This is a genomic window from Moraxella oblonga NBRC 102422 (assembly GCF_001598275.1).
Taxonomy (GTDB): Bacteria; Pseudomonadota; Gammaproteobacteria; order Pseudomonadales; family Moraxellaceae; genus Moraxella; species Moraxella oblonga.
Genome location: NZ_BCYQ01000027.1, coordinates 1 through 24,601 on the forward strand (window position 1 = coordinate 1; position 24,601 = coordinate 24,601).

A 24,601-nucleotide genomic window follows, 5' to 3' on the forward strand; every position below is an offset into this window, starting at 1 on the left:
TTTTTAGGCTGTCTGAAAGGTTTATTTTGCCCATTTTAAAAACAAAAACACCGCTTATCATCACGATAAACGGTGTTTTAAAATCAAATTACCCTTTAATCCCCACCATCAACTCATCAACAATGTCCGCCACCGAGCGAACCGCTTTAATCGCTCCAATGCCTGTACCAAGCGAAATGTAGCCCTCATCGCTGTTGTTTTCCAGCATTCCTAAACGCAAGCCACGCAGTCCGCCCATTGTTTTGCCCAGTTCCTCATTGCTTGCCCCCGCTTTATCCATTGCCACAAGTTTATCCGCCAGTTTGCCTGAAAGCGAACGATAATACGCTGGCATTGTGCGAAACAACATTAAATCCAAACCATTTGATTGAACCAATCGTTCTTTTACAGCAGTGTGCATACGGCTCTCAATGCTTGATAAAAACAGCGAGCCTGCAAACACGCCCTCTGCCCCCAGTGCCAAAGCCGCTTTGGCGGTGCGTCTATCCACAATACCGCCAGCCGCCATCACAGGCAAGTTGGTGCTATCGGCAATCAGTGGCACAATAGAAAAAGTCCCCAAAGCCACTGCTGGCAAAGTTCCACCCTCATCAAAGCCTGTGGCGACAATAATATCCGCTCCTGCCTGCTCGGCAAGGCGAGTATTTTCTGGTGTGGGGTTTAAATCACGGTAGATGATTTTGATGCCTGCCTGTTTTAATTCAGCAAACAGTTCTGGCTTAATTGTCCCCTCGCCATAGCCCGTATAGACCACCGCAGGGACTTTTTCATCTTTGATAACGGCTACCATTGGGGCAGTCCAAATGTCATTTTCTGCCATTGGGATTAAATTCACACCAAAGGGCTTATTGGTTAAGGCTTTGACTTTTTGGATTTCTTCACGCATTTTTTGGGCGGTTTCCTCTGAGGTGGAAACGGCAGTTTGTGCGGTTAAGCCAGCGTTCGGCCCTAAAACACCCATACCGCCAGCATTGCCCACAGCAGCAACAAGGCGTGCATCTGTGAGCCACGACAAAGGGGCTTGGATAATGGGTTTTTCAATATTTAAAATTTGGCAAATGCGGTTGTTCATAAAAATGCTCGTGTGATGAAAAGATGGTGTATTTTAATTGCATTCTGAATTTGCTAAAATCACACCAATCACAAAACACCTTTACCAAATTTGCATCAATTCCTTTAAAATAACCATTATAAATTCGCATCTTGCCTTAATGTTTTCTCATCGCAATCTAATGCCTCTGCTGCTTTTCGCCAAGTTCCGTAGCGATTTTTGGCATTAATGGCGATTTCTTTTTTAAACTGATTGAGCATTTCTAAGCGAGTTACTCCCGTAACAATCATTTCACCTGTTGAAGCAAAAAGTGGGTTTTGCCCCGTATTGATTACTTCCAATGCCTGATTTAAGGCAGCCTGAACATCATTTTCTTGCCAATAAGCCATGATTAAACAAACTAATTTTTGCAAATCACGAAAATTATCAGACAAAGCAGAAGTATTCAAAAAATGAATGAGTTGCTGATTGGTTGGTGCTTTACTTGGGAAATTAGGCATTCGCAATTCATTCCAAACTTGTTGCCAATCGTCTAACAAATCTTCTCTACAATCTCGCAATGGTGGAAAATGGACAGACAATAAACTGATTCGGTCAAAAAAATCCTTCTCCAAAATATTTGCCAATTCAGCAGGAGAATGATGCGAGGTACAAACCACATCAAAAATGACATTTTTTTCTTCAACATCATCGGTTGGGCGGAATTTTCGCTCTTTTTCTTGTAATACACGCAATAATTTACGCTGAACAGATTTGGGCAAATCCTGTACTTCATCAAAAAATAAAATATTTTGGTGAGCTTTTTCCAATAGACCCATTTCATTTTTGTTGCCAAACAAAATTCGGTCGGCATTATGTTCATCTAATGCACCACAGGCAATTGCAATCACTTCTTTTTGTTTGATGATTTGCACCAAACTTTCTACCAAGCGGCTTTTTCCAATACCTTGTTCGCCGCAAATTAGTAAAGGAATGTCGCTTAATTGGCTGAATTTTTTTAAATCCGCCAATGCTCTTTCACGCAATACAGATTTGGGCTCAGCATCATAAATTGCCCAACTTGTTTTTTGCCTTTTGAGTTGATGAATTTCTGACAGATAGGTATTAATTGGAAAATCAACTTCTCTAATGCTGTGCCTTTGTGTCTGTGGATTAAATTGTGAAGACCACAAGCGTGCGCCATTGGGCAAGCGCCCTCCTGCGTGCAAAATAAGCCACACGGCGTGCATTGCAGGCGTGCCGGGCGAAATATTGATATGTAGATTTTGGATTGATGCAATTCTCGGTAAAATCTGCTCACATAAGGCTTGATATATTTTTTGATGATTGGTTGGATCGTCGCCAATATGCACCTGAATTTGTTCAAGTTGAACATCTCTATCGGTTTGAATATCAATTATATTGTCGGATTGTCGCAATAAAATGACTTTTTTAATGGCAATACGGCGATTACTTAGCAATGCCAAACTGTTCATTAAAACATCATTGCCGTGATTGACCGATTGCCAACAAATTAGGGTATGCTCTGCCATTATTTTTTCTCTTTTGCTACTACAATTTTAGCTTGTTTAAATTTCTGATTTCTCAATTGAATTGCCTCATTCAACTCGTCTTCCTGAGTAATCAAAATATAATTTTGCCCATTTGATACGAACACTTTTGGCGTATAAGCGTGCTTAATGATTTCAAATTCTGGCTTTTTATCATTGCCGTGCTTATCTTTTTCAATGGGCTTTGCTTTTTTCTCTTCCCAAAACACTTCTTTGGCATTATTCGGCAAAGTAGGAGCTACGACTTGATATCGATACACCATTGTTTGCACAGGATTTTTACGCCAATCACTTTTCGGTAAAATGATATTTTTGGATAAATCCGAAGCACAATCGGCAATGTCATCAGGTAAATTTTCAATCTTTTCAGCTTGTATTGTCAAATCAATAAATTGTTGATTTTCCCAATATTTCATCTCACCTAAGTAATGTCCCAGTGGTAAATCAAGTCGTAATTCATAATTGGCTTGGGAAATAAAATAATCCAAACACGCTTTTAATTCCAAAATAGCCTGATGATGGAGTTGAATGCCGATTTCAAAGCCTTCATCTAAACCGTGTTTTTGCAAATTAGCGGACATTACCATCGCTTGTTTGTTATCAATATAAAGCGCTTTGGCGTGTAACCATTGAAAACCATAAATTTTTGCACCTGCTTGTGCTAATTTAATCAAGGCATTCATATTTGTTAGGCGAATACGGGTTAATATTTTTACCGAAATGCCTTGTTTGGCTTTTTCACACAGCTTTTCAATCAACAGATGATTTTCATCAAATCCAAAACTAGACACCATAATTTCTTGTTTGGCTTGTTGAATTAAATGCAAGGCTTTCTCTAAAATACTGTTTTCTTGTTTGGAAGTAAAACACATTATTTGATGATTTTTCGGATATTCAATGGCTTTTTTATGCACACTTTCAAATTTGTGGTTGTCCAGCATTTGATGTTCTGCATCGGCAAAAAATCCCCAACGGAAAAATGATACCAGCTCTTCAATGGCTTGCAGAGGTAAAACAACCGCCAATTCCTCATTGCGTGCCAATGCCTCAAAGGTAATATTGGCGGTCAATAAAACACCTTTGGCGTGATGATTGGCATTAAGAGCATCAACTAATACCGCCTTGGCGTGATAATGCGGTGCAGAGCGAATGAAAACTTTGCCAGCCAAGCGCTTTAACATCGCAATATGTTGCTGTTCGCATTTTTGGCTAAATTCATCATCACTGCTTTTTTCCAAACGATTTTCGCTGGCAAGCATTAAATACACACACACGCCTCGCTCGGCTGCCTGAAAAATAGCATCTTCAATCGCTTGATGTGCCAATAAAAAACTGCAAATCAGTACATTTTCTTGGGCTTGATTGATAAGATGAACCAAAAATTGACTTAATCTGCCGTCTGAATGACTGATCATCACATCGCCATTACTTGTAAAATGACGCTCGTTTGGCGTTTGTTTAAGCCACGCCACAGGAATAAGTTGCTCTTTTTGGCTGACGGTTTGTGTATAAGTTTTTGCTAAAATCGCCATTTTTATTTCTCCAAAAAATTAAATTTGCCAGTCGCTTGCGGTCATTAAATACCACGCTTTTTTACTAAATCGTTCATCTTGCCAAAAGCGTTTCGCCAATTCATCTCTTTCAGGCAGCCTGAAAACATATTCTGCAAACGGTGCATTGGCTTGCCCTACCCATTTTTGATAGGTCTGCTCATCAGCAAAATCGTTAATATTGTTAATTAAACGCCACCACGCCCACTCTATCGCAGCATCTTTATCAATGGCGTGAATGGCAACATTTTCAGCCGTAAAATCATTAAACTGCCCTAAATCATCAATTTCAGGCTGCCTGAAAGAGAAATTTATTGTCATTGTTTGACGACTTTTTTCATCGGTTTCATCAAATAACATCGCCATACTGTTTTTTGCCCAGTCCCAATCATCTTGCCATCTGTTTTGTTCTAGCAAAATTTGCCAAATCTGATTTTGGTCGTACTCTTGATAAGTAAATTGATGAACCACTTTCTGACCATTTAAAAGACGAATGGTTTGTTTAGAAACATTCCACTCCAAAGTTAATACAACATTGCTTTTTATTCGCTCACCTTTGGGCTGAATACGCTCAATCCAAATATTTTGTTTTTGATTTAAGAATGGTTTAACGGCGTGAAAAGCTGTTTGTCTAATCCAAGGTGAAATGGTTTTCATATTATCTTTGCGTTTTTCAAGTTCGCCTTTATTGCGTACCTCTTTAAATGCTTCTGGCTCATCAAAAGGCTTGAAATCCACAATGGTATGCGGTAACAATGGCTCATTGGTAAAACTGATTTCCCAAAACCCATCTTCTGGAACAAAGACTTCTTTTTCTTGTAATGCCAACTCACCTTTTTCGGTTAAGAAATAGATCCGATGATGTTGGCGATGGCTTTCTACCAATCCCAATCTTTCTGCCATTTGCAACAAGCGTTCTGCCACCACCAAACGGGCATTTTCCTCAAATAACAATTCTTTTGCCAAGCCTTTTGCAGTTGCATTCATATTGTCCTTCACATATTGCAAAACCAACAAGATGTCCGACCGCTCTTGTGCTTTTAACACCGTACCTTGTATCCGCCAAGTTTCAATAGGAATGTCTCGGCGTAAAATCAAATCATTGCTCATCACTTTCTTCATTTTTAACCCCTAAATTTCTTTGTCCCAAGCGGTAACAAATTGCACAAATTTTCCTAAAATGCCCGATGATTTCATCAGCCCCTGACGATGACCAAAAATTTTCAATTGATACCTCGCTCGGGTAATGGCAACATTTAGACGATTTGGGCTTTCCAAAAAACTGGTGGCGTGCGGACTGACAAAACTGAGTAACACCAAATCGGCTTCGTGTCCTTGAAATCTATCCACCGTACAAACTTGAATGTCCAAATAACTGTCTTTACCGTGTTTTTTGTGAAAATAACGAAAGCCACGATTGTTTCCTGTCCATTTGCGTAAGGCATAGCGTAACGCACGCTCTTGCCCACGATAAAAAGTCAAAATTGCCACTTCCCAAGCACCGCCATTTTCAGGTGGATTGTTTTTTGCCCAATTATCAAAATCTTGCAAGGATTTGATGATTTGCTCCACTTCATCTAGATTGGCATTAAAGTTGTTTTTCTTACCAGCGACATCTTGCCAAACCACTCGTTTTTGCGAGGAATAAGTCCAAGCTCGCTTGGCTGCCATCATTGTAGGACTAAACAAGGCTTGTTCTTGATAAATATAGCGATGTGAAAATTCGGCAATCTCAGGGTGCATACGGTGCTGGTTGGATAAGGTTATCAAGCGGTTTTCTAAAATTTCGTTTGGCAAACCGTCCGTTAATGCCGTACCGTCTCGTTGTCCGTCTCTGCGTTCAAAGCCTTGTTGCAACAATTCCAATACAGACGGCAATGCCACTTTACGGACTTTGTTTAAATTGTCCCAAGTGGGATTTTTGCCTTGCTCATTTGGGGCTGGAAGCAATCTTTCCACTGCTTGTTTTAATTTTTGGCTGGTTTTATTGTCTTGGCTGATTTCGTCTGCTAACCGCTGTTCATACCAGCGTGCCAAACGCCAAGAAATTTCATTTTCCCAAGTGGTTTGCTCCTCTTTTAAATCACTTAACCGCAGATAGGCACGATTTTTGCGGATAATGCTGTCAGGTAATTTTTCAGGCTGCCTGAAATAAGCAATATCCAATGGCAAATTTTCTTGATAAGCGGTAAAAAAATCCTCACCACCCACCACGATTTGCGAAAATGGTAAACATTGCGTATTGTTTGGCGAACCAATGAGTACCTTTTGATGTTTCGCTTGTTGTTCGTAAAAAGCAATCTCTTTTGGATTTTTGCTGACGATACAAGGCGTAGCACGGTTCTTCATATTTTCACCTGCCAAAAACACATCTAAACAGGCATTTCGCTGGTATTGCTCCGACAAACAACTTTCCACATTCACCGCCAACGCCTCATCATCAACATAAGGCGATAATTGCTTGGGATCGCCCACCAAAATCCAGCGCTCTGCCAATAATGCAGGCACCAAAAATTCCTGAAAAGTGGTTTTGGACGCTTCATCGATAATCATCACATCAAATTGCGGTTCTTGTCGCCCTTTTTCCCTAATATCAGGGTGTTGCAAAATACCAATCGTTGTACCGCACACCAGATTAGACGCATCGAGCACCATTCGCTCAATCAGCTGATTGCCTTTGTTTAATTGCTCTTGCAACATTTTTTGTGATGGACTTAATGGTTTGGTATCACGCAAATGATCTAATAAACGCTTTTTCTCGGTTTTAAGAAAATTGTTAAGTTGATAATCTTTGACCTTATCCGACAAATTGGCATTATCGCCTATGCGAACAGGTAAAATCTTCTCACGATGCGGATTATTTTCCGACATCAAGCGCTCTAACACATTATCCACCGCAACGTGGGTTGAAGCACACAACAAAACCCGCTTTCCACGCAATGCCAACTGCAAAATTAATTCACAAATGGCAGTGGTTTTACCTGACCCCGGAGGCCCTTCCAAAATGGCAAAATCAGGTGTGTTTAAGGCGATTTCTACAAAATTTCTTTGCTCATCAGTTCCTTCACGAGCGTCATCGGTTAAGACCAACCATTCAGGTTCTTTATTTTCCAACCTAATTTTATTTTGCCATTTGGCGTGTTGATTACTTTCAAATAATCGCAATAAGGGCAAATGCTGTAGCTTTGGTCTGTTTCTTAACGATTGAATCGCTTTGATTTGGCATTGGATTTGGTAAGTATTGGGTCTTAAAACCAGTACTGATTTTTCAGGCAGTCTTTCTAGTAACAACCATTCTTTTTCAGGGTTCCTGTTTAAAATTTTAATGTCATTACCACAATGAAAACGAATACCTTCACCAGATAGGTCTTTACTTAAATGCCAGCCTTTTTGATGTGGGCATTCATACATTTTTAAACTCAACCCAGCATAATCAATGGTTTCTTGGGCGTGTTCTTTGGTTGGGTAGAGTTTTTTGGGCGTGCCGTTTTTGCTGGCGCAATAAGAACACTCACTCACTGCGCTGCCCACCTGTTGCCAATTGGATTCATCAGCTTCATACACATTGGTGTTACTTTCATCTAAAAACAACTTAAACACCGCATCAACATTTTCCTGCACATTCTGCGGTTCGCACAGTTGAACCCAAACGCCTTGTTCGGGCGGGGAAAAGTCTTCTGGAAAATCGGTAATTTTTTCCCACATTAAATGCTTAACCGACTTGGGACTTTCCAAGTATTTTTTGTTGCGTTCAAGAAATTGGTAATAATCTTCCAAGCCATAGACCGTATTTTTCATCAAAATATCAGGTCGATGAGCAACCAGATTAAAGTAGGAGAGTAGTGACATAAGGTTTCTCAATTTAAGTAAAATAATCCTCATATAGGAAAATATTGTAAGATTAAAAAAATCTTTTGTCAAGATTTAAAGATGATTAAATCAATTGATGTTTTCAGATTATTTAAAATTTGCTAAAATAGCACCAATTACAAAACACCTTTACCCAATCAGCACAAATGAACCCCAAAAACACCACCTTTTACGCCCTAGAACTCTTTTTAGTCGTTGCCAAAGAAAAGAATTTTTCCGAAGTCGCCCGTCAATACGATGTGGCAAGTTCGGTCATTTCTCGGCAAATCAAACAGCTTGAAGACGATTTTGGGCAAACACTGTTTTACCGAAACACCCGTGCGATGAGTCTTACGCAAGCTGGCGAGATTTTTCGTGAGCAAGCCCAAGCGATATTGGGTCAATTTGACACACTCAATCAAACCCTACATCAAAAAAACGCAGAACCAAACGGCATCATCGCCATCAATGCCCCTGTATTTTTTGGGCAAAAACACATCACACCGCATTTGGGCGAGCTTGCCAAGCGTTATCCCAAATTGCAAAGCCGATGGACAGCAATTTAAAGCAAAAAATTATTGCTCGCCAACGCCATTTTTTGCTTGCCTCGCCTGCTTATTTGGCAAAAAACGGTACGCCCCAAACGCCTGATGAGCTTGCGACACATCAGGGGCTTTTTTATCGTGGGGAATTGGGCGTGTTGCGTTTTAAAAATTTAAATACAAATCAAATACTTGAAATTAAAGAGAAAATGGTCAGCAACAATGCGGACAGTTTGATTCAAATGGCAATGGACGGTGAGGGCATTGTGATGATGCCTGATTGGGCGGTGGCTGATGAAGTCAAAACAGGCAAACTTGTGCCGATTTTGCCCCACATTCCGATTGCCAGTGGCAATGAGGAGATTGTGCTTGCCATTTTGACTCCGCAAAGTACCTACCGCCCTGTGAGTGTGCAAGCGGTCATTGATTTTTTGGTGGAAAAATGGGACGGTGGGAAAAGCTGGCAGGTGTGATTTTTTTCAGGCTGCCTGAAAGGTATTTTTAATAAAAACACCGTTTAACTATTAGTCTAAACGGTGTTTAAAAAAATATTTAAAAATACCGATTGATATGGCTTTCAAAATCCTTTAAATCTTGTTCAATCGTTGGATTTTTAATCACATCAAAACAGGCAAAAGTCGGCAATTGTTCCATTGCAAAAAATTTAAAATTACAATGTATGGGGAAAAACAAATCATCAAGCCCTTTGCCAGCAAATAAATATTCCTGTGCATTATCAAAGGTATTTTTGGGTGCATTGAAAGTAGCAGAGAGCATATATTTTTTGCCGTGCATTTTTCCGCCTGTGCCGTAATTGATACTTGGGTTGACTGATGAACGACCGTCCGTGTTGCACAAAATGCCACCCATTCCTGCGGTAAAGACATCGTCCATATATTTTTTGGCAAGCCACGGTATCATCATCCAGTTACTTGGAAATTGCAAAATCACTGCGTCCGCCCATTGCCATTTTTCAAGCTCATCGGCAACGGCATAATCGGTAACTTTACTGTGCTTGACGATTAAGCCTTTGTTTTGCAATGATTTGGTAGCGACATCAATTAAGGACTTTGTTAATTCGCCTTTTGAAAAATCATAAGGCTGGTGGGCGTTAATGATTAAGATGTTTTGCATAAAATAACTTCCAAAAAATTAAAGGGGTATGATTGCATTTTTTTGATTTTTAAAGCCATTTTTCAAAACTGCCTGAAAAGCATAGCGGGCAGAAAAAAGTAAAAAACACCGCTTGAATTAAAAACCCAAACGGTATTTTATGATTTATCACACATTCAAAGGGGTATGGGGCTTGCCTTTGACAGGCGGTAGCCAGTTTCCGCCATCGCAATTATATTGCCACAAAAGGTCGGGATAGCCATAATGGTCAGCTCGCTCTGGGTCAAATTCGCTAACAATTTCATCATAGCGTTTTTCTTTAAGCAGTGTGGCGATATTGGGATTTAACATCACCGCCTTGCCGAGTGCCAAAAATTCACAAAATCCTGTTTCAAAAGCGTTTTCAATCGCCTGCCCTGTCAAGAGATTGCCCACGCCAATCAAAGGCAACTTACCGCCGATGCGTGCGTGAATTTGTTCAATACGGGTTTTGGTGGTGTCCGCCCCTCGCCGTGCTTTGTTATAAAAATCCCACAGCGAAATGTGCAAATATTGCAGTGGCTTGTTCACTAAATTATCAATTAAATCAAAGGTATCTGCCATTGTCAAACCATTTTCGCCTGCCTCTTCGGGCGAAAAACGATAGCCGATGATAAAGTCAGATTTGCCGTATTTTTCACGCACGCCCACCACCGCATCAATAATAGAAAGTGGAAAACGCAAACGGTTTTCTAAACTTCCTCCCCATTCATCGGTGCGATGATTAAATTCACGAGAGAAAAACTGCTGAATCAAATAGGCATTCGCTCCGTGAATTTCCACACCGTCAAACCCTGCACGAATGGCTAAATCGGTTGCATTAGCAAATGATTGAATAAGCTCGTGAATTTCCTCTACGGTCGCTGCACGAGTGCCACTTTCGGTGTGGTTGCTGGCTGAAATTTTGTCTTTGCCATTTAGCTCACTAATGGCGTGTATGCCACCGTGATGGATTTGCAAAATGGCTTTTGTGCCTTGATTTTGTAGGATTTGTGCTGTTTCTTTTAAACCATCTAAATGGCTTTCGTGGGTGGCAGACGGTTGCCCAACAAATGCCTTACCACCGTCTGCAACCAATGTCGCTGCCGTGATAAACATGCCCATATTTTCCCCACGATTTTTGATAAATTGGCGTTCTTGTTCGCCCAGTGTGCCGTCAGGATTAGAACCCAAATGGGTCATTGGGGCAACGACAAGGCGGTTTTTGATTTCTACGCCATTATTTAGGGTGTAGGATTGGAATAATTGACTCATTTTTTTAGCCTTTTTAAATTAAAATTTAGATAATTATAGTGTAAAATTTTATTTTGTACAATTTATTTTTTTTGGGGAAAAGGGTTTTCAGGCTGCCTGAAAAACAAAAACACCATTTCTAATCTTAAAAACGGTGTTTTTAAAATTACCAATGCAGCACCGCACTCTCTTCTACTGGCACACGCCCCAAGTGGTGTTTGTTTTGCATTGCGTCCCAATCAGGGTAGCCAAATGAAATGCCGTGTAAGAGTTTATAGTTCTCAGAAATGCCCAGCTCCTCACGCACATCTTTGGCAAACATCGCAAGGACAAGCTGTGGAATACCGCCAAAGCCACGAGCGGTTAGCGAGAGCAAAAAGGTTTGCGAATACATACCGACATCGCTTGCGATATTGACATCGTGATTGTCAATGCTTGGCATAAACAAAAACGCCATATGCGGTGCACCATAGCCGTTGATGTTGTCATCATAAACCACTTGACGACCCGCCTTATCCTCACGAGGGATACCGTAGCTGGTGGTAAAAACGTGGCTGTATTGGTTACGCCAACGAGGTTCATAATCGCCCTTATATTTTTCTTGATTAAATTCAAAATCGGCATCGTTAATGCCTGCTTCAAAAGTCTTTTTAAAACGAGCTTTTAAGCGTTCTAGCATTTCGCCAGAGGCAATATGTACAAGCCAAGGCTGGGTATTGCAAGCAGACGGTGCATTTTGGGCATCGGCAAGGATTTGTTTGATGTCTTGCTCACTCATCGGTGTGGGCAAAAATTTGCGAATGGATTGACGAATGCGAACGGTGGTTTCAAAGTCTAACATTTTGTTTTCTCATTGGATTTGGTTAAAATTTGGGATTATTTTAGTGTAAAATTAAATTGTAAACAATACTTATTTTTGGAAAGTAGGTTTTCAAAAATGGAAAACGGGTTTTCAGGCAGCCTGAAAAATGATAGCTTAATGATTTGGCACATTGAAATTGTGTGGGTGCAAGCACCCACACTACGCTTACCGCTTTAAAAACATCACAACTTTTGATACTCTGGGCAATATTTTGCGATATAAAAATCCAAATATCTGACTTCGCCAAAACTGACCTTATGGGCATTATTATGGGCATTCTTCACGCGTAACGCTTGTGTTTTGACCATTTCTTGCAGTTTGGGGTGTTTGACATAATCTGCGAAAATGAGCATATCACTAACTCCACTAACTCCATAAACTCTGTGCGTTGATGACCACAAATAGGGATACAATGGATGCGTTTCTTGGTAAGAGGCATCAATAAAATCATACAGATTGCCATATTGATAGACATTTTTCACAAAATCATCAATCTGCTCAGTGAGTTTATGGTGTAGTGCCGTTACCGTATTGGTGATATTTTGAGCTGCAAAAGTGTCGTGAGCCCTCTTCACTAAATCTTGGTCGGTTAATGAGGTTTCTTTATGTTGTTCGCAGTAAGCAATCACAAAGTTTATACGATTATTCCAAAATAGGTCTCTTTCACTCATTTGATAAACATCTTGTGTTTCTGAATCTTCTACTGTGATTGGGTTTTTGAAATTTACACTAATCCCACAAGAGAGTTCAAAAATCTCAAATGAGTTAATGTCGTAAATTTCATAATTTAATATAAACTTTACCTCCTCTTGCCAATGACAAATGACCCTAAAATCTCGCCCCGTTTTACTGGAAATGGTCGCTTTAATGCCATATTTATCAAAACAATGTTGCAAAATAGCAGAAAAAATCATCACTCTGCTGTGAACATTGGATAAATGCTTACTCATTTTGGTTGCATCGGGCGGATTGTTGGCTTCTTCTTGTAGGAGTTTGATAACAGTCTCATAACCACTTTCAAGTATATTTTCTTGTTGTTGTTGAACAATTGTTTCAAGACGCTTGCGAAAATGTTGTGGAATGCTTGTGCCATCAGGCAGATAAAAACCAAAATCCACATCAGAATACACAATATGACCGTGGGCATTGGCGGTTTTTATCATATGCAAATACCACGCTTCAAAATTCACATCGGGTTGCCATTCAAGATAATAATAGGGCTGTTTTCTGCGGGTGGGTTTATAGTTGTCTAATATCTCTTGATATGTTTTGATGACATGTGAATCTTTGAGCGTTTTATTGGATTCTTGGCTTAGCCATTCTTGAAGGGCGTGATTCATAATGTCGTGAATGGGATTGGGCAAATCTGTGTTTTTGACATTATCAAATCGCCGATGAATCCGACTGCTTGGATCCTTGCTTTTTGTGGGGTCAAAAAGTTCTGGTGGAAAGACATAAAAATTTTCGTTTGGCATAGCTTGTTCCTGTGTTTAATATGAATTGATTAGAATGTGAAACACCAAAATATCAAGATATTTTGGTGTTTTTCTTATTCAAAAATATGATTATTCGAGATATTATAACATATTATGGGAATGATTTTCAGGCTACCTGAATAATTTTAAAACAAAAACACCGCTTGAATTTCTCCAAACGGTGTGATTTGCTTAACTTCGCCCCGTACTTAATCCCGCCTTGCCATTTTCCCATAAAGTTTTAAATAGCACCTTCCAAGCCGATAAGTCAGGATTGGGCAATTTGCCCTCACCAATCAAACGCATCTGGCTCATATACCAGTTCATTTCAAGCATTGCCCCTGCTTTTTTGTCAATAAACGCAATACCTGTTTGAATGCGGTTTGTGGTCAGTGTTCTATAAGTGCCTTTTTGGATTTGGTTGGGCAAATCAGGCACAAGGGCAAAGGGGCGAGCAATGCCCACCAAATCCAAATCACCACTTGTTAAAGCCTCATTCATCGCCTCTTTACTTCTAAATCCGCCCGTAATGATGAGTGGCACTTGGCTGATTTTTCTCATCTTTTTGGCATAGTCAATAAAAAATGCTTCCCTTTGGCGGGTGCTGGATTTTTCAGCCAGCATGGCAGGGCTTTCATAATTACCGCCAGAAATTTCAATAAAATCAATGCCCATTTGCGACAATTTTTCCACCACGGCAAGGCTGTCATTTTCATCAAATCCGCCTTTTTGAAAATCGGCAGAATTTAACTTGACCCCCACCAAAAAATCAGGACGGACATTGGCACGAACACCCTCATAAATTTTAATTAAAAATCGCATACGATTATCCAAACTGCCGCCCCATTCATCGTTTCGCTGATTGTGGTGGGGCGATAAAAATTGGCTGATAAGATAGCCGTGTGCCGCGTGAATCTGCACACCGCTAAACCCTGCTTTTTGGGCAATTTGGGCGGTCTTCACAAAGCCATCAATCAATCCTAAAATTTCATCGCCAGCCAGCTCTCGTGGCGGATTGATAAAACCGTCCATTCCAGTCAGTGGCACGGCACTTGGGGCAACTGGCACGGCACCCACCGCTTTGGGCGATTGTTTGCCTGCGTGGTTGATTTGCATAATCATCAATGTGCCGTCTGTTTTGCCAGCGTCCGCCCACGCGTTGAGCATATTCAAATCGTCTTCGTTTGACACCACAACATCATCCACCGAGCCTTTGCCCTGTGTGTTTATCATCACATTGCCTGTAACCAAAACCCCTGCTCCGCCCTTTGCCCAAGTGCGGTAGAGATTAACAAGGCTTTGGGTGGGTTTGTTGTTGTCGGCAAGCTGTTCTTCCATCGCTGATTTAAAAAAGCGGTTTTTGGCGGTGGTGCCGTTTGGGAAAGTAAAGGGTTGAAATAGCATAGAATGTCTCTTTTAAGTTTATATGTTTAAAAATTTAAACTTATTATAAAGGGGAAGGTGGGGAAGTCAAGGAATTTTACTACATAAAAAACCTTAAACACGTAAAGTTATTGGCACACAATAGCTTAATTTCTTTTTGAGTTAATGAATAATTTGCCAACTGATAGCTATCAGTATCGCAATAAAAGTCGGCAAAAAACTTAATCAAAAACGCCCATTTATCATCTATCAATTTTTTAACCACAATGTAATATTGAAAGGAATATTCGGATAAATGTGTTCTGATAAAAATACAGTCATCGTCTAATAAATAGGCATCTACATTATATTTATCATAAGAATGATTTAATCCATAAAAATTAAAATCGCTTTGATTGTGAATTTTAAAATCATTTAATTTGCTAATTTCTGAACCAAATAAATATTCTTTTAAATAAAAAATATCAATGACTTCAATACAATAAACAGGAGTCAAATGATGATAATTAAAAAAAGTTTTCGTTATGACTGAATTATAATTTTCTAATGTACTAATATTAATAACTTTACCGATAATAATTTTGGCAAAATCAATTTCTTCTTGGCTAAATTCTTCTCCATTGATTTCTGCATTACGGTTAAATTGCAAAAATATCTTGGTTTGCCCAATATCGCTATTTGGGATTTTTTGTTTATTGTGCCAACTGGATAAAGGGTTAAAATGATTATCTTGTATAACTAAGTAAGTTTTATTTTTCTCAATTTGTTTTTCCAATATATTAAAATCAATAAAAGTCTCCCAACCCCATTCAAAAACAGAACAGGGAATAACTTGTTTATCTTGATAAAAAGTCATTTTATTCACTTTGATTACTCGGACAATATTTTTTCATCAATCGCTCCCCAACCTCCAAATCTCCCCTTTCTCCAAAATCCCCGTTTTATTATCAGCAATCGCTTGTATCATTGCTCTTGCCAAAACATCGGTTGGCATAGGTTTGGCGGATAAGAATAAACCAAATTGATTTAAAAATGACAAGGCTTTTTCGCTGACCATTTCACCCAAACGGTCGCTATTTTCTCGTTTTAATAAAGGCGGTCGCAAAATGGTTAAATGGGTTAAGCCAATATTTTGCAAAGCCATTTCCAATTCGCCTTTTAAACGATAATAAAACAATCGGCTACTTGCATTCGCTCCGTCTGATGATAAGACTACAAAGCGTGCAATGTCATTTTGTTTGGCGATATTGGCAAACATAAGCGGATAATCATAATCTATTTTGCGTTGATTTTCTTGACCGCCTGCTTGTTTTAAAGTTGTACCAAGACAGCAAAACAGCACATCGCCACATACTTTATCCGCCCAATCAGAAGGCTTGTCAAAATCAATCAAATGCACGGTTAATTTTGGGTGTGTGATTGCCACAGGCTTTCGTACAAAGACAACCACACTTTGATAATGCTCATTATTTAATAACATTTGGCTTAAGGCTTTGCCTGTTGCTCCTGTTGCACCAATAACAATTGCTTTCATTTTATTTACCTTGATTGCCTCATTCACTTTGATTACTCGGACAATATTTTTTCATCAATGCCACAAGTTCACCCATTTTTTCAATTTCATCTTTCATCGCTAAACTGTAAAAGCGGTTTTTGGCGTTTGTGTCGCTATTGAAAGCAAAAGGGGAATTTGCTTGCCTAATCCACCTTTTTTAACTGACTTTTATAAATATAGCCTTCTGATTTTTCATCTTTATTTGCCAATCCCTGCTGGCTATAAAAAAACCAATCGCCTTTATTAAGTTCTGGAATAATTTGCACACGAGTACCGTTCGTCAATACTTTTAAAACATTCGTTTTGCCAATAGATTCACTGTAAGGAAAATGACCATCTCGCACATTTGCCGAACCGTCCTTACTGTCCACCACATAATGATGCATTATCATCACTTGACTTTTATGCACATAACCCGATTTTTGATTTGGCAAGTCAATATGATACCAATTTCCCTGTTTCCCCAAAACTTTATGGGCGGAACTTTGGTAATTTAATTCGGTTAAAATTGTACTTTTAGTCGTGGGTTTGGCACGCACATTGGCACTGCCATCACATTCAATAATCGGTAGCACATAATCGCTAGCTTGGGCAAACGGCGCTGTCAATAATGCCAATAAAAATACGGCTTTTTTCATTGTTTACTCCTTTAAAAAATTAACCTTGATTACTTGGGCAATATTTTTTCATCAATTCAACGAGTTCACCCATTTTTTCAATTTCATCTTTCATCGCCAAACTGTAAAAGCGTTCTTTGCCGATTTGTTCTACGCTGACGGCATTGGCAGAAAGCATAATTTTTAAATGGTGCGACACCGCAGGGCGTGATAAATGCAGATTTTCGGTGATGTCATTGACTTTCATTTTGCCGTTTTCAAGAAGCAGTTTTAAAATCAAATGGCGGTTTTCGTCCGATAGCACGGTAAAAATGGGGATACAGTCTTTTAAAAGACGCATTGCGTGGGCTTGTTCGTTCATTTTATTTGCTTAAAAGTTTAAAAATTTAGACTAATTATAGGCAGTTTTTGGGAAAAGTCAAGATGTCGTACTTAGCCCCCCTTTAAGGTCAATCCTCGCCCACCGTCCACCGCAATCACTTGCCCTGTCATATAAGGGGCGTTTAAAACAAAAATCACCACACCAGCAATATCATCAGGCGTGCCGATTTGTTTTAGGGGAACAGAATTTGTTAAAGTGGCACGCATTGCCTCATCAAAGTCTGGCGGTAAAATATTCACCCCAGGGGATATGCCATTGACACGAATAGAAGGTGCTAATTCCAATGCCAAACATTGCACCATTGCTTTATGAGCAGTTTTTGCCATTGTATAAATTGAATAACCAACATAGGGCTTATTATCGGCGTGAATATCCAAAATACTAACAATTTGCCCATTGTTTTTTTGCAATTCTTCTAAAAATAATTGACTAATAAAAAATGGGGCTTTGGCATTGGTCAAAAACAAATCATTCCAATGCCGATTTAACACTTCAAATTCATCATTTAAATCACTAGGATAAAAACTAGACGCATTATGAATAATAATATCCAGCCGACCAAATAAATTTAATACTTGATTTTTAAATGCATTGGTTTTTGTTATATTATCAATATCAATAAATTCAAAACCAATCATTTTGGCAGAATTTTTGCGAATGGCATTTAATTCATCAGACAAATTTTTGGCACTTTGCAAACCTTTGCCATAATGGATAATAACATTGATACCAAAGGCGTGCAAAGCCTTGCAAATACTTGCCCCAATGCGTTTGCTACCACCTGTAATAAGAGCAACCTTTTGGCAATTTTTTGTATTAGTCATTATATTCTCCAAAAGTATTATTAATTAATTTTTGAATATATTGTACTCTTAAAGCTGTTAATGCTATGCCAATGTCTTTGCCTGTTAAACTTTTATCAATATCATTGATGTTGATATTTTTATATTGGGCTATGGCAGTTTTTAAAAAATCATATAATCTAACCTTATCCAACTCTTTATTGATAATACAAATGGCACTTAAAACATCTTCTAAACTTTGTAAATTGCCCTGATGAGCTTTGGTTTTTTCTATTAAATTTAGAATGTCTTTTGCTTTTGGTGTTTGATTAAAAATATCATAAAATTCTATCAATAAATGAGCAATTTGCACAGGGTATTTTGGCGTATTGAGTTTTTGGGCAATATTGGCAACCAAATTTTTATTTAAATATTTATCATACAAATCACCACTGGTTAAAATCGCAAATTGTACCGCAATGTTGTGTTTTTTGGCGATGGTTAAATTGGCGATGGTTTGTTCAAATATGGTGTTGTCCTGCCAACAGTCATCTAATTCTTTTAAAAAATATGGTAAAATGGCAAGCTCTTTTAAGGCACGCCAATAATAATGCCCTGTGCCAGCCTCCATTGCTTTAATGCTTTCTGCCCATAAGCGTTCACGGCTTAAATGCCCCAATTCGCCATTTTGTGCCATTTGTTGCATAAGGCAAATGGTCTCATCGGCAATTTTAAAACCTTTATCAGCATAACGAGCCAAAAACCGCACGGTGCGTAAAATCCGCAAAGGGTCTTCACAAAAAGCAGGGGAGATGTGGCGTAGGATTTTGTGCTTTAAATCTTCCAAACCATTATAAAAATCAATCACTTGCCCTGTTTTGGGTGTGTCATCAAACAACCCGCCCACTTCTATGGCAAGGGCATTGATGGTCAAGTCTCGGCGAAGTAAGTCATCTGATAAGCTAACGCCTTTTGTCTTGGTGGCAAAGCCTTGATATCCTGTACCATTTTTTCGCTCCACACGGGCAAGGGCATACTCAAAATGAGTATCAGGGTGCAAAAACACAGGAAAATCCGCCCCCACCTGAACAAAGCCAAGCGATTTCATCTCATCAAAATCTGCCCCCACCACCACAAAGTCCTTGTCTTTAACAGGCAAACCTAGCAAGGCATCTCGCACCGCACCACCGACCAGATAGACGTTCATGGCAAAACATCCTTGCCTGATGGAGATTGAGATTGTTCAAACAGCGTTTGATGTTCATCATTACAAAAAAACCGCTCTGGTTCACCTTGTTTGCCCTGCACCAAAATCCCTCGATAAGTTGCTAGCGTATGTCCACAATGACTGCACGTACGAAGTGTGGTGTCATCACCTTCTTGTGGAAAAAAATGTTTAGGTGGCTTAGGGTACATGAATTTAAAAAATAACTTCATCACCACCAAAATGATAATGACATTTAAAACAAAAGCAAACATGATTTTCTCATTAAAAATTTCACATACTATACCACAAATTAAAACGTACTTGTGCTATACTATGAAAGCTTTTGTCAAACTTCATGATTGTCATGACAAAACATAGGATTTTGGGGTGGTTTTGTGGTGATTCATCGGACTTTTTACGGTAACATACCCCAGACAAATAAACAAAATGCTAGGATAATAAAATGTCAAATCAAGACCAAACACAACTTCAACAAGTACAAACTCCTGTTGGCACACTCACCTTAGCACTCATGCAAACCAACTTTTGGGTAGGCGATATTGCAGGCAATGTCCGTAAAATGAAAGCACTTGCCCAAGATGCCAAAGCTCGTGGTGCAGATATTGTTATTTTTCCAGAACTTGCCTTGATTGGTTATCCACCAGAGGATTTGCTATTACGCCCAACGCTTGCTGAGCGTGTCAAAACTGCCATGAATGACCTAGCCCAAGTAGAAAACATCACCATTATTTTGGGTTATCCACACGTAGATGGTACTGGTACATTTAACTCGGTGGCGATTTTGCAAGGTGGTACTCAAAAAGGCTTTTATCACAAACAATGCTTGCCAAACTATGGTGTATTTGACGAACGCAGGTATTTTAAAGAAGGTCGCAACAACGTCCTGTTTGACTACAAAGGGACAACCATAGGTCTGCTCATTTGTGAGGATATTTGGCATGATAAGCCCATCAAGGCTTTAAAACAAGAGGGGGCAGAGCTTGTTATTGTTATCAATGCCTCACCGTTTGAAGTTGGCAAACAAGAAAAACGTAAAGCCCTGCTACATCGCCATGCCATCACTCATCAGTTGCCCATTGTATACCTAAATACCATAGGTGCCCAAGATGATGTGGTGTTTGACGGTGGTTCGCTCATTTATCAAAAAGATGGTCAAATCGCTCACGAAGGTCAGCAGTTTGCCAATCAACTTATTATGGCAACTTTTGATGTGGCAAGCCAAGCCTTCAACACCCAAGAAACTGCCCCAACCCCATACAGCAACGAAGCCCAGATTTATAACGCTCTTGTCATTGGTCTAAAAGATTATGTCAATCGTTCAGGTTTTAAGGGAGTAATTTTGGGCTTGTCAGGCGGTATTGACAGTGCCTTGACGCTTGCCATTGCGGTGGATGCATTGGGGGCGGATAAAGTTCATGCGGTGATGATGCCTTATGAATACACATCTAGCATGAGTCTAGAAGATGCCAGTATCCAAGCCAACCGCTTGGGCGTGCCTTATGCTGTCTGCCCAATCCATGATGCGGTAGCAGGACTCAATAGTGCCTTAGCACCAATTTTGGCAGGAAGTGTGCCTGATGTTACCGAAGAAAACTTACAAGCTCGTGCTCGTGGCGTGATACTCATGGCGTTATCCAACAAATTTGGGCATATGGTCATCTCCACAGGCAACAAATCTGAAAATGCAGTTGGATACTCCACCTTATATGGCGACATGGTGGGTGGATTTAATGTGTTAAAAGATGTTTATAAAACAGATGTCTATAAGCTTGCCAATTATCGCAACCAAATTTGTCTAGATGCTGGCGAACCCGCCATCATTCCTGAACGTGTCATCACTCGTCCGCCATCAGCTGAACTTCGCCCCAACCAAATAGACCAAGACAGTTTACCTGATTATGAACAGCTTGATGCCATTTTACGGTTGTATATTGACGAAGATTTGGGTTACAAAGCCATCTGCGCCGAAGGGCATGACCCCCAAGTGGTTGAGCGTGTGCTGTCTATGGTGGATAAAGCCGAACACAAACGCCGTCAAGGAGCTATCGGCACCAAAATCAGCAAAAAATCCTTTGGTCGTGAAAGACGTTATCCACTCGTCAATGGTTGGTCAATTACTGGCAATTACTGATATATCAACAACCGCTCTTTGGGGCGGTTGTTTTTTAAAATTGGGTGTTGTAGCTGATGAAATCATACTTAAACCACCCAATCCATCAAGCGTATATCACACACCATTGGATTATAATTTTTGATATACCAAAGATGAATTTGCAATGATGTTAAAATTTGATGGATAACTTTATCAAATTTTTAATAATGCAATCACTTTTTCTATCAACCCCTTGATTTTGGATAATTAACCACAAAATGCACCCCACCCATTTTGCTACCCTGCCCATTACCGCCCTAGCAGGCGTGGGACAAACCTTAGCCAATCAACTTGCCGAGCTTGGTATTTTTCGTATTTTTGATTTGCTTATGCACCTGCCACGAGACTACGAAGACCGTAGCCGTGCCATACCTATGGGGCAAGTCATCAATGGTCAATCATGCATGATTGCAGGGGTCATCACTGATGTGGCAAGCAACAAAGGACGACTCTCGGTCAGCCTAAGCGACAATACAGGTACGGTGGTATTACAGTTTTTTAAAACTTATCCTACTTTGCTTGCCACAATGACGGTAGGGGCGAACATTACTGCCTTTGGTGAAATAAGGCTAAGTCGCTATGGCCTGCAAATGGCACACCCAGAATACCACATCACAGGCACAAGAGTGTTTGAAAGTGGACTATTACCCATTTATCCCACCATCAAAAAACTCCACCAAAATAAACTTCGCCAGCTTATCCGCCTTGCTCTCAATGCTGTCCGCCAAGCTCCCTTAACTTGTCTGTCTGATGATGAATTTGCTCGTGTGGGCATGACATCGCAGGGGGATTTGTTATCAGCTCTGACCGCCATACATCTGCCCAACCCACAGGCGGATATTTTTAGCCAAACGGCACTTTTGACAGGGTTAAAAGACCGCACTCACCCTGCTTGTCAGCGTTTGATTGTGGAGGAGCTGACCGCTCATCAGCTTGTGTTTTTGTATCGCAAACAAAACCTACACGCCTACAAAGCTCCCCTGTGCGAGCGTGTCAGTCCGTTATCTGGGCAACTTTTATCTCATTTGCCCTTTGCCCCTACTAACGCCCAACAGCGTGTCGTCAGTGAGATTGTGGCGGACTTGACCACCAGCAAACCCATGCTACGACTGGTGCAAGGTGATGTGGGAGCGGGCAAAACTTTGGTGGCGGGGTTGTCTGCTTGTCATGCCATTGATGGTGGTTGGCAGGTGGCAGTCATGGCACCGACTGAGATTTTGGCAGAGCAACACCTTGCCAACTTTAAAAGGTGGTTTGAACCGCTTGGTGTGGGCGTGGGCTATCTGGCTGGCAAACAAACCACCAAAGAACGCAACAAACACCTACAAGCGATATTGGATAACGAAGTGCAAATCGTGGTGGGGACACATGCACTGTTTTCAGATGGGGTGGCATTTGCCAAATTGGGGCTCGTTATCATTGACGAACAACACCGCTTTGGCGTGGAGCAACGCCTAAAACTCATCGGCAAAGGAGCGACAGGCACGACTCCCCACCAGCTTGCCATGACTGCCACGCCCATTCCTCGTACACTGGCGATGAGTATGTATGGGGACATGGATATGTCAGTCATTGATGAGTTACCGCCCAACCGCACCCCCATTACCACTGTTACTGTGAGCCGAGACCGCCGAGACGAAGTGATTGAGCGGATACGCATTAACTGTAAAAATGGCAAACAAGCCTACTGGGTCTGCCCACTTGTGGAGGAATCTGATACGCTAGATGCCCAGTCTGCTGAGCTTTTGTATGAAGATTTGTGCGACAGGCTTGACATACGCACAGGACTGGTACATGGCAAAATGAAACCTGCCGATAAACAAGCTGTCATGACCGCCTTTAAAGATGGTGATATTGACCTACTGGTCGCCACCACCGTCATTGAAGTGGGTGTAGATGTACCCAACGCCTCTTTGATGGTGATAGAAAATGCCGAACGACTGGGATTGTCTCAACTTCATCAACTGCGTGGACGGGTGGGGCGTGGGTCGGAAAAGTCCTTTTGTGTGCTACTGTACCAACTACCCCTATCACCCACAGGTATTGAAAGACTTAACACCTTGCGAGAAAGTACGGACGGCTTTGTTATCGCCCAAAAAGATTTACAGCTTCGGGGGGCAGGCGAGTTACTGGGTAAACGCCAAACAGGCGACATGGGCTACTATCTGGCAGACATCGTACGAGATGAGAGGCTTCTTAATATCGCCCAAACGCTTGCCCATTACCTTATCAATCAGCCCAACAAAACTGCACTTGCCCAAGCGATGATAGGGCTGTGGCTTAAAGATAGTGGGGAGTTTGTGGGGGCGTAAATACTGCGTTTGTGTAGATGAATGTCATACAATCGGCATAATGCTTACACGAACATTAAATATCTAAACGCTTTTGATGTCACTTATCGCCATTTGTGATGGAAAGTTGGATTTAGGGTTATCCAGAAAACCTAGCAGATATAGCAGATAAGCCAACCTACACCGCACATACGTTGGTATGGTGGAGTGTGCCGAAGACAATATTGCCATTTTAAATCTTGGGGGTGTAGCAGATTACACAATGTAACATCCTACAAATATGAAGATAACCCATTGTCAACTAAGTAAAAAGTCTAACTCAAACTACTTGAACTTTTCGTAGTAGAAACAATCACTCGTTCATAGCAGATTTGCTTAGTATTTACACCAAACGAACTTAAAAAATATGGGGCTGTACTAGATTAGCCTAAGCTCCACACCATTTTCTCAAAGTTTTCAGCTTTTGAGATGGTGCACCATAGTTAAGCTAAACTCGCATTATTTTAAAAACAAGTGGAAGTGCTTTTGTCAATACCATTATACTTTCTAAGAATGCGTTTGGATTGAGATTAGAAGTTTGGGGTGCCATTGATGTGGTTGTGATTTTTAGCAAATTCTTTGGAATGATTAATTCTAAAATGCTTAAAACACTGACATCAAGAAATGCCATCAGGCTTAATTTTGCTTGTGATGATGGGTATTAAGGTATCTGATTTGGTATCTTAACCACCATAACAAAGACTTTACCATGACGCTTTAAAAGACCAAATAAAGCAGTCTTACCACCCGCACCACGACCACGCTTACACCAAGTCTGTGACAGTTCTGGTGGTTACTTCTGCAACAAAAAATTCAAGTAGTGTTAACTGTACTTTTTTACTTAGTTTACAACGAGTTATCTTCATAAAACTAGCATAGCATAGCTGCTAATCTAGTTCAGCCCCTTC

At 40.4% G+C, this 24,601-nt stretch carries 21 protein-coding genes and 1 pseudogene; 4 read left to right on the top strand and 18 right to left on the bottom strand.

The window, feature by feature from the left end; all coding sequences use genetic code 11:
- Window positions 1-88: 88 nt before the first annotated feature.
- The 5 genes from MOB01S_RS08240 to MOB01S_RS08260 form a co-directional block, all read right to left on the bottom strand.
- Window positions 89-1,072, bottom strand: coding sequence for an NAD(P)H-dependent flavin oxidoreductase (locus MOB01S_RS08240; RefSeq protein ID WP_066803765.1), 984 nt, complete (start codon window positions 1,070-1,072; stop codon window positions 89-91).
- A 116-nt stretch (window positions 1,073-1,188) separates the two neighbouring features.
- Window positions 1,189-2,583, bottom strand: a complete 1,395-nt coding sequence (locus tag MOB01S_RS08245; RefSeq protein ID WP_066803767.1) for a sigma 54-interacting transcriptional regulator — start codon at window positions 2,581-2,583, stop codon at window positions 1,189-1,191.
- A complete protein-coding gene (locus MOB01S_RS08250; protein WP_066803770.1) occupies window positions 2,583-4,133 on the bottom strand; it encodes a phospholipase D-like domain-containing protein in 1,551 nt (516 codons plus the stop codon). The genes MOB01S_RS08245 and MOB01S_RS08250 overlap by 1 nt, the downstream gene beginning before the upstream one ends.
- Before the next feature lie 18 nt (window positions 4,134-4,151).
- A complete protein-coding gene (locus MOB01S_RS08255) occupies window positions 4,152-5,273 on the bottom strand; it encodes a hypothetical protein (protein WP_066803773.1) in 1,122 nt (373 codons plus the stop codon).
- A 9-nt stretch (window positions 5,274-5,282) separates the two neighbouring features.
- Window positions 5,283-8,000 carry an AAA domain-containing protein gene (locus MOB01S_RS08260; protein WP_066803779.1) on the bottom strand — a complete coding sequence of 906 codons (2,718 nt, stop codon included), beginning with the start codon at window positions 7,998-8,000 and terminating at the stop codon, window positions 5,283-5,285.
- A 167-nt stretch (window positions 8,001-8,167) separates the two neighbouring features.
- Between MOB01S_RS08260 and MOB01S_RS08265 the strand changes: the two genes are divergently transcribed.
- Window positions 8,168-8,566 carry a LysR family transcriptional regulator gene (locus MOB01S_RS08265; RefSeq protein WP_066803781.1) on the top strand — a complete coding sequence of 133 codons (399 nt, stop codon included), beginning with the start codon at window positions 8,168-8,170 and terminating at the stop codon, window positions 8,564-8,566.
- A complete protein-coding gene (locus MOB01S_RS08270) occupies window positions 8,551-9,015 on the top strand; it encodes a substrate binding domain-containing protein (RefSeq protein WP_066803783.1) in 465 nt (154 codons plus the stop codon). Before MOB01S_RS08265 ends, MOB01S_RS08270 begins: the two co-directional genes overlap by 16 nt.
- A gap of 79 nt (window positions 9,016-9,094) precedes the next feature.
- Here the strand turns inward: MOB01S_RS08270 and MOB01S_RS08275 are convergent, their stop codons facing one another.
- The 12 genes from MOB01S_RS08275 to MOB01S_RS08330 all read right to left on the bottom strand — a co-directional run bounded on the left by MOB01S_RS08275 (window position 9,095) and on the right by MOB01S_RS08330 (window position 19,462).
- Window positions 9,095-9,676, bottom strand: a complete 582-nt coding sequence (locus MOB01S_RS08275; protein ID WP_066803785.1) for an NAD(P)H-dependent oxidoreductase — start codon at window positions 9,674-9,676, stop codon at window positions 9,095-9,097.
- A gap of 147 nt (window positions 9,677-9,823) precedes the next feature.
- On the bottom strand, window positions 9,824-10,948 hold the full coding sequence (locus MOB01S_RS08280; protein WP_066803787.1) for an NADH-dependent flavin oxidoreductase: 1,125 nt from the start codon (window positions 10,946-10,948) through the stop codon (window positions 9,824-9,826).
- A gap of 145 nt (window positions 10,949-11,093) precedes the next feature.
- Window positions 11,094-11,768 (bottom strand): nitroreductase, encoded by a 675-nt coding sequence (locus MOB01S_RS08285; RefSeq protein ID WP_066803794.1) that lies wholly within the window; start codon window positions 11,766-11,768, stop codon window positions 11,094-11,096.
- 203 nt (window positions 11,769-11,971) lie between these two features.
- Window positions 11,972-13,264: a hypothetical protein gene (locus tag MOB01S_RS08290; RefSeq protein ID WP_066803797.1), complete on the bottom strand. Its 1,293-nt coding sequence runs from the start codon at window positions 13,262-13,264 to the stop codon at window positions 11,972-11,974.
- Between the two features lie 192 nt (window positions 13,265-13,456).
- On the bottom strand, window positions 13,457-14,668 hold the full coding sequence (locus MOB01S_RS08295) for an NADH:flavin oxidoreductase/NADH oxidase family protein (RefSeq protein ID WP_066803800.1): 1,212 nt from the start codon (window positions 14,666-14,668) through the stop codon (window positions 13,457-13,459).
- Between the two features lie 79 nt (window positions 14,669-14,747).
- Window positions 14,748-15,503 carry a hypothetical protein gene (locus tag MOB01S_RS08300; RefSeq protein ID WP_066803803.1) on the bottom strand — a complete coding sequence of 252 codons (756 nt, stop codon included), beginning with the start codon at window positions 15,501-15,503 and terminating at the stop codon, window positions 14,748-14,750.
- A gap of 36 nt (window positions 15,504-15,539) precedes the next feature.
- Window positions 15,540-16,181 carry an NAD(P)H-binding protein gene (locus MOB01S_RS08305; protein ID WP_066803806.1) on the bottom strand — a complete coding sequence of 214 codons (642 nt, stop codon included), beginning with the start codon at window positions 16,179-16,181 and terminating at the stop codon, window positions 15,540-15,542.
- A gap of 164 nt (window positions 16,182-16,345) precedes the next feature.
- Window positions 16,346-16,840: an SH3 domain-containing protein gene (locus tag MOB01S_RS08310; RefSeq protein ID WP_066803809.1), complete on the bottom strand. Its 495-nt coding sequence runs from the start codon at window positions 16,838-16,840 to the stop codon at window positions 16,346-16,348.
- 19 nt (window positions 16,841-16,859) lie between these two features.
- Window positions 16,860-17,180 (bottom strand): ArsR/SmtB family transcription factor, encoded by a 321-nt coding sequence (locus MOB01S_RS08315; RefSeq protein WP_066803812.1) that lies wholly within the window; start codon window positions 17,178-17,180, stop codon window positions 16,860-16,862.
- A 71-nt stretch (window positions 17,181-17,251) separates the two neighbouring features.
- Complete coding sequence (locus MOB01S_RS08320; RefSeq protein WP_066803815.1) at window positions 17,252-18,025, bottom strand: SDR family oxidoreductase; 774 nt, start codon at window positions 18,023-18,025, stop codon at window positions 17,252-17,254.
- Window positions 18,018-19,190, bottom strand: a complete 1,173-nt coding sequence (locus MOB01S_RS08325) for a tRNA nucleotidyltransferase/poly(A) polymerase-related protein (RefSeq protein ID WP_066803818.1) — start codon at window positions 19,188-19,190, stop codon at window positions 18,018-18,020. The genes MOB01S_RS08320 and MOB01S_RS08325 overlap by 8 nt, the downstream gene beginning before the upstream one ends.
- Entirely contained in the window at window positions 19,187-19,462 is a 276-nt protein-coding gene (locus MOB01S_RS08330; RefSeq protein ID WP_066803821.1) for a hypothetical protein, read from the bottom strand. Before MOB01S_RS08330 ends, MOB01S_RS08325 begins: the two co-directional genes overlap by 4 nt.
- Window positions 19,463-19,653: 191 nt before the next feature.
- On the opposite strand from MOB01S_RS08330, the gene MOB01S_RS08335 reads away from it, so the two are divergent.
- Window positions 19,654-21,342 (top strand): NAD+ synthase, encoded by a 1,689-nt coding sequence (locus tag MOB01S_RS08335; RefSeq protein WP_066803824.1) that lies wholly within the window; start codon window positions 19,654-19,656, stop codon window positions 21,340-21,342.
- A 239-nt stretch (window positions 21,343-21,581) separates the two neighbouring features.
- Complete coding sequence (gene recG, locus MOB01S_RS08340) at window positions 21,582-23,675, top strand: ATP-dependent DNA helicase RecG (RefSeq protein WP_066803826.1); 2,094 nt, start codon at window positions 21,582-21,584, stop codon at window positions 23,673-23,675.
- A gap of 406 nt (window positions 23,676-24,081) precedes the next feature.
- On the opposite strand, the pseudogene MOB01S_RS12160 reads toward recG, so the two are convergent.
- Window positions 24,082-24,559: pseudogene (locus MOB01S_RS12160) on the bottom strand (transposase).
- Window positions 24,560-24,601 lie beyond the last annotated feature (42 nt).